Source organism: Microbacterium sp. (genome assembly GCF_047972865.1).
Classification (GTDB): Bacteria; Actinomycetota; Actinomycetes; order Actinomycetales; family Microbacteriaceae; genus Microbacterium.
The window spans coordinates 19,351-31,121 of record NZ_JBKEAY010000221.1 but is presented as its reverse complement, the minus strand read 5'-3'; the positions used below and the strand labels follow the sequence as shown (position 1 = coordinate 31,121).

General features: G+C 68.8%; 9 protein-coding genes and 1 tRNA gene. 6 read left to right on the top strand and 4 right to left on the bottom strand.

Going from position 1 to position 11,771, the window contains the following annotated elements:
• Positions 1 to 256 precede the first annotated feature (256 nt).
• The 6 genes from ACK5KK_RS13685 to ACK5KK_RS13660 all read left to right on the top strand — a co-directional run bounded on the left by ACK5KK_RS13685 (position 257) and on the right by ACK5KK_RS13660 (position 7,202).
• Complete coding sequence (locus tag ACK5KK_RS13685; protein ID WP_416890639.1) at positions 257 to 1,558, top strand: aspartate kinase; 1,302 nt, start codon at positions 257 to 259, stop codon at positions 1,556 to 1,558.
• A 165-nt stretch (positions 1,559 to 1,723) separates the two neighbouring features.
• Positions 1,724 to 2,791 carry an aspartate-semialdehyde dehydrogenase gene (locus ACK5KK_RS13680; RefSeq protein ID WP_416890638.1) on the top strand — a complete coding sequence of 356 codons (1,068 nt, stop codon included), beginning with the start codon at positions 1,724 to 1,726 and terminating at the stop codon, positions 2,789 to 2,791.
• A 205-nt stretch (positions 2,792 to 2,996) separates the two neighbouring features.
• Complete coding sequence (locus ACK5KK_RS13675) at positions 2,997 to 4,472, top strand: malate:quinone oxidoreductase (protein WP_416890637.1); 1,476 nt, start codon at positions 2,997 to 2,999, stop codon at positions 4,470 to 4,472.
• A 17-nt stretch (positions 4,473 to 4,489) separates the two neighbouring features.
• On the top strand, positions 4,490 to 5,140 hold the full coding sequence (locus ACK5KK_RS13670; RefSeq protein WP_416890636.1) for a thymidine kinase: 651 nt from the start codon (positions 4,490 to 4,492) through the stop codon (positions 5,138 to 5,140).
• A 56-nt stretch (positions 5,141 to 5,196) separates the two neighbouring features.
• On the top strand, positions 5,197 to 5,919 hold the full coding sequence (locus tag ACK5KK_RS13665) for a FadR/GntR family transcriptional regulator (protein ID WP_416890635.1): 723 nt from the start codon (positions 5,197 to 5,199) through the stop codon (positions 5,917 to 5,919).
• Between the two features lie 14 nt (positions 5,920 to 5,933).
• A complete protein-coding gene (locus ACK5KK_RS13660; protein ID WP_416890634.1) occupies positions 5,934 to 7,202 on the top strand; it encodes an alpha-hydroxy acid oxidase in 1,269 nt (422 codons plus the stop codon).
• Positions 7,203 to 7,236: 34 nt separating this feature from the next.
• On the opposite strand, the gene ACK5KK_RS13655 is transcribed toward ACK5KK_RS13660, so the two are convergent.
• From ACK5KK_RS13655 to ACK5KK_RS13640, 4 genes are all read right to left on the bottom strand, one after another.
• On the bottom strand, positions 7,237 to 8,013 hold the full coding sequence (locus ACK5KK_RS13655) for an HAD-IIB family hydrolase (protein ID WP_416890633.1): 777 nt from the start codon (positions 8,011 to 8,013) through the stop codon (positions 7,237 to 7,239).
• Positions 8,014 to 8,085: 72 nt separating this feature from the next.
• Positions 8,086 to 8,162, bottom strand: a tRNA-Pro gene (locus ACK5KK_RS13650).
• 25 nt (positions 8,163 to 8,187) lie between these two features.
• Positions 8,188 to 9,180, bottom strand: a complete 993-nt coding sequence (locus ACK5KK_RS13645) for a metallophosphoesterase (RefSeq protein ID WP_416890632.1) — start codon at positions 9,178 to 9,180, stop codon at positions 8,188 to 8,190.
• Positions 9,177 to 11,732, bottom strand: coding sequence for a transglycosylase domain-containing protein (locus ACK5KK_RS13640; protein WP_416890631.1), 2,556 nt, complete (start codon positions 11,730 to 11,732; stop codon positions 9,177 to 9,179). The genes ACK5KK_RS13645 and ACK5KK_RS13640 overlap by 4 nt, the downstream gene beginning before the upstream one ends.
• Positions 11,733 to 11,771 lie beyond the last annotated feature (39 nt).

The window sequence follows — 11,771 nt, the reverse complement described above, 5'->3', positions numbered from 1 at the left end:
GATCTTCGCACGGCGAGCCGTGCATCCGCTGAGCGTCCCGCGGGGTCGAGCCGAGCGGGTGTTTGATATTCGGTCCCCGCTGCGCACCCCACGGTGTCGGGCGCCGGAATCCCGGCGGGCCCGCCGGGCGTGCGGACCGAATGCTGAACGGGTCAGCGGCCCGATCCGCGGAACCATCTAAGATGGTGGGTCGGGCGCGGCATCCGAGCGCCCCTCGCCAGACTGGCCGTCCCCCGGCCGCAACGGGAGTTCCACAGTGGCGCTGATCGTCCAGAAGTACGGCGGGTCGTCCGTCGCCGATGCCGAGAGCATCAAGCGCGTCGCCAAACGCATCGTCGACACCCGGCGGGCCGGGCACGACGTGGTCGTCGCGGTCAGCGCGATGGGCGACACCACCGACGAACTGCTCGATCTGGCCGCCCAGGTCGCACCGATCCCGGCGCCGCGCGAGCTGGACATGCTGCTGTCCAGCGGGGAACGCATCTCGATGGCGTTGCTGGCGATGACCATCCACTCGATGGGGTTCGAGGCGCGTTCGTTCACCGGCAGCCAGGCCGGCATGATCACCGACGCCACCCACGGCGCCGCCCGGATCGTCGATGTCACCCCGGTGCGTCTACGGGAGGCGCTCGACGACGGCGCGATCGTCATCGTCGCCGGATTTCAGGGGTTCAACCGCGACACCCGCGACATCACGACGCTCGGTCGTGGCGGCTCCGACACGACGGCAGTCGCGCTGGCGGCCGCGCTCGAGGCGGACGTCTGCGAGATCTACAGCGATGTCGACGGCATCTTCACCGCCGACCCTCGCGTCGTCCCGCGGGCACGCAAGCTCGACGTCATCGGCGCCGAAGAGATGCTCGAACTGGCCGCCAACGGTGCGAAGGTGCTCTACATCCGGGCGGTGGAGTACGCGCGCCGCCACGGGGTCATGATCAACGCCCGGTCGACGTTCAGTTCCAGTACCGGCACGTTCGTGCTCGGCCCCGGCATGACCGCGCCCGCCGGTGCGGAAACCGCCGGCGCAGAAGGAGGACAGATGGAAGAGCCCATCGTCGCGGGGGTCGCCACCGACCTCGGCCAGGCGAAGATCACGGTCATCGGCGTGCCCGATGTGCCCGGCAAAGCCGCCGAGATCTTCAAGATCGTGGCGCGGTCGGGTGCCAACGTCGACATGATCGTGCAGAACGTGTCAGCCGCCGCGACCAGCCGCACCGACATCTCCTTCACGCTCCCCAAGGCCGACGCCGCCACCGCGCTGCGCTCGCTCGCCGCCCAGCAGGGCGACGTCGGGTTCGAGAGCCTCGTGCACGACGACCAGATCGGGAAGCTCTCGGTGGTGGGCGCGGGCATGCGCACGCACTCCGGTGTGTCGGCGACGCTGTTCGAGGCGCTGTCGACGACCGGCATCAACATCGAGATGATCTCGACGTCGGAGATCCGCATCTCCGTTGTCGTGCGCGGCGACGATCTGGCCGAGGCGGCCCGCGTCGTCCACACCGCCTATGGCCTCGACGGCGACGTCGAGGCGGTCGTCCACGCCGGCACCGGTCGCTGACGCGGCACGGGCGCCGACGTTCCTCGGCAGGAATCCTGCGGCATCCGGCAGAGAAGGGCGGACTTCGCGGCAGGCGGGGGAGGGATGCCCGGTAGAATCGCGGCATCCATCCGTTGGGGCGCTGGCGTCTTTTCGCGCCCGCCCACAAGCCTCCGAGGTAGTCACATGACCCGCATCTCCGATTCCGGATTCTCCGTCGCCGTCGTCGGCGCCACCGGTCAGGTGGGGACGGTCATGCGTGAGATTCTCGCCGAGCGCGCTTTTCCGATCCGAGAGCTCAGGCTGTTCGCGACCGCCCGCTCGGCCGGCACGGCGGTGGAGTACGGCGGCGAGACCGTGATCATCGAGGACATCGCGACCGCCGACCCGGCGGGCATCGAGATCGCGCTGTTCTCGGCCGGGGCGACCGGTTCGCGCGCGCATGCTCCGCGTTTCGCCGAGGCCGGCGCCGTCGTCATCGACAATTCCAGCGCCTGGCGCATGGATCCCGAGGTGCCGCTGGTGGTCAGCGAGGTCAACCCGGACGCGGCCGCGCATCCGCCCAAAGGCATCATCGCCAACCCGAACTGCACCACGATGGCGGCCATGCCGGTGCTGAAGCCGCTCGACACCGAAGCCGGGTTGGTGCGGCTGATCGTCAGCACATACCAGGCCGTGTCGGGCTCCGGGCTCGCCGGGGCGCAGGAACTGCTCGGTCAGGTCGAGGGTGTGCTGGCTCAGGGCGACACGCTGCGACTCGTGCACGACGGTTCTGCGGTCGATTTCCCCCAGCCGGACAAGTACATCGCCCCGATCGCGTTCGATGTCATCCCGGTCGCCGGCAACCTGGTCGACGACGGGCTGAACGAGACTGACGAGGAGAAGAAGCTCCGCAACGAGAGCCGCAAGATCCTCGAGCTGCCCGACCTGAGGGTCGCCGGGACGTGTGTGCGGGTGCCGGTGTTCACCGGGCATTCGCTGTCGATCCACGCCGAGTTCGCGCGCGACCTCACACCCGACCGGGCGCGGGAGATTCTGGCATCCGCTCCCGGGGTCGTGCTGGAGGAGGCGCCGACGCCGTTGCAGGCAGCCGGAAACGACCCGAGCTACGTCGGCCGCATCCGTCCCGACCAGTCCGCCCCCGAGGGCAAAGGCCTGGTGCTGTTCATCAGCAACGACAACCTGCGCAAGGGCGCGGCGCTGAACGCGGTGCAGATCGCCGAGCTCGTCGCCGCCCGCATCCCCACCCCCTGACCCGCCCCGCCCTCCGACCCCACCCGCGACCCCGCGAGACTACAGGCGCGCTATCGAGACCCCGTGCAATCGGCACGGTCTCGATAGCGCCGCTGTAGTCTCGGGGGCCGGGGCCGGGGCCGGGGCCGGGGCCGGGCGGGCCGGGCGGGCCGGGCGGGCCGGGCGGGTCGGGAGGGGGTGCCGGGGGGACCTAGACTGGGGGACTGTGAGTACTGAGACGTATGACGCCGTGCTCATCGGCGGCGGCATCATGAGCGCCACCCTGGGCACGCTGCTCAAGCAGTTGCAGCCCGACTGGAGGATCCTCGTGTGCGAGCGGCTTCCGCGCGTCGCCCAGGAGTCCTCGAACGCGTGGAACAACGCCGGTACCGGCCACGCGGCGCTTTGCGAGCTCAACTACATGCCGGAAGGCTCCGACGGGTCGGTTGACCCCGCCAAGGCGGTATCGATCAACGAGCAGTTCCAGCAGAGTCGCCAACTGTGGACCTCGTGGGTGAATGCCGGCGTCCTCGACGCCCCGTCGACCTTCATCAACGCCACCCCGCACATGACGTTCGTGCGCGGGGAGAAGGACGTCGCGTACCTCAAGAAGCGCTACGAGTCGCTCAAAGAGCAGCCGCTGTTCGCCGGCATCGAGTACTCCGAAGACTCCCGCGTCATCAACCAGTGGGCTCCGCTGCTGATGACGCGGCGCCGCGCGGGCGAGCCGTTCGCGGCGACCCGCGTGCCGGCCGGAACGGATGTCGACTTCGGTTCGCTCACCCGGCAGCTGTTCGACCACCTGCAAAGTCACGGCGTCGACGTCCTCACCGACACCGAGGTGCGCCGTCTCAAGAAGAAGAGCGACGGCACGTGGAACGTCGGCTATCGGCGTGTTCTCGGCAAGTCGCCGGGGTCGGTGACGGCGCGCTTCGTCTTCGTCGGCGCCGGCGGCTGGGCCATCAAGCTGCTGCAGCGCTCGGGCATTCCCGAGATCCGCGGGTACGGGGTCTTCCCGATCGGTGGCCAGTTCCTCAAGACCTCCAACCCGGCCATCGTCGCCCAGCACAAGGCGAAGGTCTACTCGCAGGCCTCGGTCGGCGCCCCGCCGATGTCGGTGCCGCACCTGGACACCCGCGTCGTCGACGGTGAAGCGTCGCTGCTGTTCGGCCCGTTCGCGACTTTCAGCCCCAAGTTCCTCAAGAACGGCAAGATCACCGACCTGATCGCCCAGGTGCGGCCGGGCAACATCGGGCCGATGCTGAAGGTGGCCGTCGACAACCCCGGCCTCATCACCTACCTGGTGGGCGAGCTGATGAAGAACCACCGCAAGAAGGTCGACTCGTTGCGCGTGTTCATGCCCACCGCGAAGGACGCGGACTGGGAGCTCATTCAGGCCGGTCAGCGTGCGCAGGTCATGAAGAAGGACCCGGACAAGGGCGGTGTGCTGCAGTTCGGCACCGAGGTGGTCACCTCCGCGGACGGGTCGATCGCGGGGCTCCTGGGGGCGTCTCCGGGCGCGTCGACGGCGGCATCCATCATGCTGACCCTGCTGGGTACGTGCTTCGCCGACCGGATGTCGGAGTGGGAGCCGCGGTTGCGCGAACTCATCCCGAGCTTCGGCGACACGCTGAACGACCGTCCCGTCGAAGCGGCGGCGTCGGTGGCGGCGACGGCGACGGCGCTCGACATCAACGTGTGATGCGGTAGGAGCCCCGGGTGGCCAAACTGTACTTCCGCTACGGCGCGATGAACTCCGGGAAGTCCACGGCTCTGCTGCAGGCCGCCTACAACTACGAGGAACGTGGCCAGCACGTGCTGCTGGCCAAACCAGAGGTCGACACGAAGGGTGCCGATCGCATCGCGAGCCGTCTGGGCATGTCGCGCGACGTGGACTTCCTCGTCGCGGCGGATGCCGAGGTGCGGGCGCTCGTGGCCGACCACCGCGCCCGAGCACGCGAGCGCGCTGCGCAGGCCCTGTTCCCCGAGCCGGACGAGGACGACCGGCCCGACGTGGCGTGCCTGCTGGTCGATGAGGCGCAGTTCCTCACGGCGCCTCAGGTCGACGATCTTCTGCGGGTGGCCGTCGAGGACGGCATCCCGGTGCTCGCCTACGGCATCCGCACCGACTTCCAGACCCGCGCGTTCCCCGGGTCGGCGCGCCTGCTCGAGCTGGCGCACAGTCTGGAGGAGCTCAAGACCATCTGCCGGTGCGGCCGCAAGGCGCTGTTCAACGCACGGCTCGTGGGCGGCAGGTTCGTGTTCGACGGGGACCAGGTGGCCATCGACGAGCTCAGTGCGGACCGGGTGACGTACGAGTCGATGTGCGCGCAGTGCTATCTGGACGAGTCGGGCGGTCGTCTGCGCTGACCGGATCGCCGCGCCGTTTGCTATGGTCTGACCACATCCTCTACGGTGGTCACACCATGTCGCACCCGACCGCCCCCTCACCACGCGCGTGGCGTGCCGTGCTCGAACGCATCGAGGCCGACCTGTTGTCCGGTCTGGTGGCCCCCGGAGACCGGCTCCCGCCCGAGCGTGAGCTCGCCGCGACCCTGCAGGTGGGCCGTTCCAGCGTGCGTGAGGCCCTGCGTGTGCTCGAGGTGATGGGCCTCATCCGCACCGGGACCGGGTCCGGGCCCACGTCGGGTGCCATCGTCGTCGCGACGCCGCACGGCGGGATGGCCCAGTTGCTGCGCCTGCAGGTCGCCGCGCAGGGGTTCTCGATCGCCGATGTGGTGCAGACGCGACTCGTGCTGGAACGATGGGCAGCCGGTGAGCTGGCCTCCGACCGCGTCCGCACCGACCGCGGTCTCGGAGCCGTGCGGGAGATGCTCGCGACGATGGCCGCCGACCTGCCGGTGGACGACTTCCTCGCGCTGGATGCGCGGTTTCACCTCGCTTTGGTGGAAGCGGCCGGCAACGCCGTCATCACGGCTGCCATGGCGGGGCTGCGTACCGCGATCGAAGAGTACGTGCGCAGCGGTTCGCGCCGCCTGAGCGACTGGCGGGCGACGGCGACGAGGCTCATCGCAGAGCATGCCGGTATCGTCGCCGCCATCGAGGACGGCGACGCCGACCTGGCCCGCACCCTCGTGAACGACCACATCACCGACTATTACGCCGCCGCCGGTTTCGGCGGCGCCTGACAGAAAGCAGAAGCATGGTCCAGCGTCAGATCCCCCGCATCGGTGAGCTCCGTGAACTGATGCAGTTCAAACGCCCCGAGTTCAACGCGACCACGCGCCGCTTGGACGCGGCCCTCACGATCGCCGATCTCCGCAAGATCGCGAAGCGTCGCACTCCGCGCGCAGCGTTCGACTACACCGACGGCGCCGCCGACGGCGAGGTGTCGCTGGCGCGGGCGCGGCGCGCCTTCGAGGACATCGAGTTTCATCCCGACATCTTGCGCCCCGCCGAGAGCGTCGACACCTCGGTGGAGATCCTCGGCGGTTCCTCGGCATTGCCGTTCGGCATCGCTCCCACCGGGTTCACGCGGCTGATGCAGACACAGGGCGAGGTCGCGGGGGCCTCGGCCGCCGGCGCCGCCGGCATCCCGTTCGCCCTCTCCACCCTCGGCACGACCTCGATCGAGGACGTGAGGGCCGCCAACCCGCTCGGCCGCAACTGGTTTCAGCTCTATGTCATGCGCGAGCGCGAGATCTCGTACGGGCTGGCGCGGCGGGCCGCGGATGCGGGCTTCGACACGCTCCTGTTCACGGTCGACACCCCCGTGGGCGGTTCGCGGTTGCGTGACAAGCGCAACGGTTTCTCGATCCCGCCGCAACTGACGATCGGTACCGTACTCAACACCCTGCCGCGGCCGTGGTGGTGGTTCGACTTCCTCACCACCCCGAAGCTCGAGTTCGCCGCGCTCACGTCCACGGGGGGCACCGTGGGGGGATTGCTCAACAGCGCCATGGACCCCACGATCAGCTACGACGATCTGGCGACGATCCGTGAGCTGTGGCCGGGAAAGCTCGTCGTGAAGGGAGTGCAGAATGTGCCGGACGCGGTGCGGCTGATCGAGCACGGCGTCGACGGCATCGTGCTCTCCAACCACGGCGGGCGTCAGCTCGACCGGGCGCCGGTGCCGTTCCACCTGCTGCCCACTGTGGTGCGCGAAGTCGGCAAAGATGCCACGGTCATGATCGACACCGGCATCATGAACGGGGCCGACATCGTCGCGTCGATGGCGTTGGGCGCGAGGTTCACCCTCATCGGGCGCGCCTACCTGTACGGGTTGATGGCTGGCGGACGACGCGGGGTCGACCGGACGATCGAGATTCTGCGCACCGAGATCGAGCGCACGATGCAGTTGCTCGGGGTGGCCTCGATCGCCGAACTGGAGCCGCGTCACGTCACGCAGTTGCAGCGGCTGGCGCCGGTGCCGCGCACGCCACGGCGGGCTCCGAAACGCGTGAAGGCCTGACCCCGGTCCGCTGCCTGACGCCGCCGGAACGTCGTCAGGCGGTAGGGGCGGGAACGGCGGGGAGTGAGGGCAGCAGCGCTTCCAGGAACGCGGCGGTGTCTTCCCAGCCGGTCACGGCCTGGCAGGTGACGCCCATCGCCAGCACCGGGTAGTCGTTGCCGTGCTCGTCGAGGCGATCGCCGACGAACAGCATGTCCGCCAAGGGGATGCCGGTCTCGTCTGCCAACTGGCGCATGCCGTAGGCCTTGTCGATGCCGCGGTGGGTGATGTCGACTGAGGTCGACCCTCCCGAGCGCACTTCGAGGTCGGGGATGCGGGCGGCCACGGCGTCGCGCAGCGTGTTCTTCTTGTGGCCGGTCGGGTCCCACGCCGACTTCGCGTCCAGCGGGGCCCGCTGGCCGAGCGCCGAGAACGTGATCTGCGAGCCGCGGTCCTCGAGGATGTCGCCCCACGGGTCGGCTTCCCACAGACCCAGACGGCGGGCCTCGGCCTCCACGGCGTCGAGGGCGCGGGCCTTCTCGTCGTCCGACAGCGCGTGCGCGTAGACGGTGTCGATGCCGCCGGGGGACAGCCGGTAGTACTGCGTTCCGCACGTCGGCATGAGGTGGAACCGTGCCAGTGTGGTGCCGTCGGCGGAGGGGAGGCGGTCGACGACCTGCGTGCGGAACTGGCCGAGCTGCCCTCCCGAGATGATCGCGACCTGCACGCGCTCGGCCAAGCGCACGAGCAGATCGGCGATTCGCGGGTCGATGGCCGCTTTGGAGGGGGCCAGGGTGTCATCGAGGTCGAAGGCGATCAGGCGCGGGGTCATGGTCTCGTGCTCTTTGTCGTCAGATCCGGTCGTGCCGGATACCCGAAGGGCTCCGCGGTCAGCGGAGCCCTGTGGTCGGGGTGACAGGATTTGAACCTGCGGCCTCTTCGTCCCGAACGAAGCGCGCTACCAAGCTGCGCCACACCCCGGTGGCAACCCTCCGAGTCTACCCCGTCACCGTCGAGTTGCCGAATCGCCGACGGGCTCGGGCGCGGGCCTGAGCGTGAGGATCGAAGCTTCCGGCACGCACCCGAAGCGCACCGGCGCGAAGATCGAGTGACCCAGCCCCGCGCTCACGTTGAGCGCGATGGTACGGTCACCGGCGGACCAGCTGCTCAGGCCTCGCGCCTGGTCCAGCGGGACGTCGCAGTTGGCCACGAGCGCGGATGGCGAGAATGGCACGCGCACCTGCCCGCCGTGGGTGTGTCCGGCGAAGACCATGTCGGCGCCTAGCTCGGCGAACCGGTCCAGGACCCGGCGGTAGGGCGCATGGGTGACACCGAGCGTCAGGTCGGGGGTGGCGCGCCGGGGGCGGAGACCGGCGATGGCGTCGGGGATGGCTTCGAGCTCGTCCCAGCCGTTGTGCGCGTCGTCGACGCCGAACGCATCCAGCCGAATGCCGCAGACGGTCAATCGTGCCGCCGTGTTGTTGAGCGCGGTCCAGCCGAGTTGGTCGGTGAACCAGGCATCCATCGCTTCGGTGTCCAGCGTCGCCGGCTCGCGGTGACGCTGGGAGGGGCCGGCCAGATAGCCGAAGGGGTTTCGTACCTTGGGCGCGATCACATCGTTCGATCCGTGGACGAACAGGCCGGGCACTCCCCGCAGCGGTTCGAACGCGCGCCGCAGCGCCGCCAGCGCGTCGGTGTGGCCGAGGTTGTCTCCGGTGTTGATGACGAGGTCGGGCTGCTCGCGCTCGGCCAGACGAGCGATCCAACGGGCTTTGCGGTGCTGCCACGGGGCCATGTGTGCGTCGGCGAGGTGCAGCACCCGCAACGGCGCGGAACCGCTCGGGAGCACCGCCACCTCACGGCGGCGCACCGTGAACAGGTGGCGCTCGATGCCGATGCCCCAGACCGCCGCCGCCGTTGCCGCGCCGGCGGCGCCGAGCGCCGCGACGGCCCAGGGGCTCACCTGGGCCGTCGCGGGTCGCGTGCGGGGGCCGGTCACGGCCGGTTGCCCGCGCCGCGACAGTTCGAGGACTGCACCTGCAGCGTGATCGCGGAGTCTTTGGTGACCGCCGCTCCGGCGGATGGATCCGTTCCGGTGACTACGCCGTCGGCGGGCGCGTCGTCCTGCTGCGAACACTGCAGCGAGAGGTTGGTGAACCCCATGCCTTGCAGCTGCCGGATCGCCTCGTCCGGACTGCCGCTGACGGCGGGCATCGTGACGCCTTGGCCGTTGCTCGGCCGGATCGTGACGGCCGTGCCGGCCGGGACGCGACCGGCACCCGGGTCCTGCTGCACGATCGTGCCGGCGGGCTCGGCCGAGTCGACCGGCGCACCGACGTTCACGACGAAGTGGGCGTCGCGCAACGTGTTCTGGGCGTTGTCGGTGGACATTCCGATCACATTCGGCATGTCGACGTAGGTGCGGCGGATGAGGTTGTCGTCGGCGGTCGGGAAGGCCTCACCGCCGTACTTGGCGTTGGCCGCGCGCTGCATGGTCGGCCAGATCGAGTTGCGGATGCGGGAGAGCTGGTAGCCGCTCTCGTAGTAGCGGTTCAGCTTGGTGAAGCCTTCGACGTTGCCCACCCACACCACGGTGGCGACCTCGGTGGAGGATCCGTCCATCCAGGTGTGCTCGTACTCGTGGATCCCGGTCTTGCCGAAGATCGGCGTGCCGTCGTTGGTGCGCGCGCCCACACCGGTGCCGCTCATGACACCCACCAGGGTGTAGGCGGCGGTGTTGGCGACGGCTTCGGTCATGACCCGTTTGCACTCGGTGTCGGGGATGGGGCGGTTCTCGCCGTGCGAGTCGGTGACCTTGTCGATCGCCTTCGGCTCGCACAGCATGCCGCCGGCGGCGATGGAGGCGTAGGCCGCAGCCATGTCGATCGGTGCCACGTTGGCTGAGCCGAGTACGTCGTACCCCACGTTCAGGTTGTCGAGCTTCGTGCCGTCGCCGCGCATGACCCCCATCTCCATCGCGGTGCGATTGGTCGAGCAGATCGAGATGGTGGAAGCCATCGAGATGAACCCGGAGTTGAGCGAGTCCTTCGTGAAGCGGTACACCGTGCCGGCGTATCCGGGGTTGTTCTGGAAGTTGCCGACCTGGCCGGTGATACCGCTGTTGGAGGTCATCACCTCGATGGTCGCGCCATCGCACGAGTCGACGACCTTGGGGCCGACCCGCCCGTTGACGTACTCGTTGACCGAGTGTCCCTGTTTCAGCCAGTTCACCAGGCTGAAGACCTTGTAGGTCGATCCGGCGGGGTGGCCGATGCCGCCGCCGTTGGCGGCGCGCACGTTGTAGTTCACGGCGGTGGTGGATTTCCCATCGCCGCCGGAAGCGTCGTACGGGCGGTTCTGCACCATCGACAGCACGCGGCCGGTGCCCACCTCGACCTGCACGCCCGACGAGCCCAGGTTCATGTAGCTGACACTGGCCGGCACGACCGAGATCGCCTCGTTGGCGGTGGCCTGCAGGTCGTAGTCGAGGGTCGTGTAGACCTTCAGCCCGCCGCGGCGCAGGGCCGCCGCACGGTCGAGATCGGTGTCACCGAAGGCGGGGTCGTTGCGGATGATCGAGGTGACGTAGTCGCAGAAGAACTCCGCGCCCTTGGCCTCGTCGCATCCCTGCGACCGGGGCGTGATGGTGGGGGTGATGGTCGAGGCTTTCGCCTCGTCGTACTCGTCCCGGGTGATCTTGCCGTCGTCGAGCATGCGGTACAGCACGTAGTCGCGGCGGGTCTGCGTGAGGGCGTACCCGTTCTCGGCGCCGTTGGTCTCGCTGTCGGGCTGGTCGATGCGGAAGCCGTTGGGCTCTTGCACCATGCCCGCAATGGTGGCGGCCTCGGCGATCGTGAGATCGGCGGCCTTCTTGTTGAAGTAGTACTCCGACGCCGCGCCGATGCCGTACACGCTGCCACCGAAGGAGGCGATGTTCAGGTATCCGATGAGGATCTCGTCCTTGGAGTATTCCTTCTCCAACTGGATGGCGTAGCGCATCTCCTGAAGCTTGCGCTTGTAGCCCTCCGACCCTTCCGACACCGTGGTCTGCTTGTAGCAGGCTTCCACCTCGTCGTCGTTTCGGGCCTGGAACTCACAGCTCTGCTGCCGCACGTTCTTGACGTACTGCTGGGTGATGGACGACCCGCCGCGGCCAGCGCCTTCGGCCAGGGCGCCCAGCGTGCCGAGCAGGTCCACGCCGCCGTGCGTGTAGAAGTTCTTGTCCTCACTGGAGAGGATCGCGTCGAACATGACCGGGGCGACCTCGTCGAAGGTGACCGGGATGCGGTTCTGGTCGTAGAACTCGGTCAGCATGACGTACTCGTCGTCGGCATCCTTCGCGTAGATCTCGGTCGGCAGCATGAGCCGATCGATCTCGAGGTAGCTCGGCATCTTGTCGAACAGCGTGATGGCGCTGGAGGCGGCGTATCCGGATACGGCAAGGGCGGGGGTGACCGTGGCGGTGACGAGGACGCCGGCAATAGCGCTCAGCGCGGTGAGACCGAGCAGGCCCCCGACCACACCGCTGGCTGTACGTTTCTTGTGGGGCATAGGGTTGATCGTAGGGGAGATGTCTGGGCGAAGCCTGGT

Bases quoted from the DNA above. Each gene is read 5' to 3' on its own strand.
- ACK5KK_RS13680 (WP_416890638.1), top strand. From the start codon at position 1,724: ATGACCCGCATCTCCGATTCCGGATTCTCCGTCGCCGTCGTCGGCGCC.
- ACK5KK_RS13665 (WP_416890635.1), top strand. From the start codon at position 5,197: ATGTCGCACCCGACCGCCCCCTCACCACGCGCGTGGCGTGCCGTGCTC.
- ACK5KK_RS13660 (WP_416890634.1), top strand. From the start codon at position 5,934: ATGGTCCAGCGTCAGATCCCCCGCATCGGTGAGCTCCGTGAACTGATG.
- ACK5KK_RS13655 (WP_416890633.1), bottom strand. From the start codon at position 8,013: ATGACCCCGCGCCTGATCGCCTTCGACCTCGATGACACCCTGGCCCCC.
- ACK5KK_RS13640 (WP_416890631.1), bottom strand. From the start codon at position 11,732: ATGCCCCACAAGAAACGTACAGCCAGCGGTGTGGTCGGGGGCCTGCTC.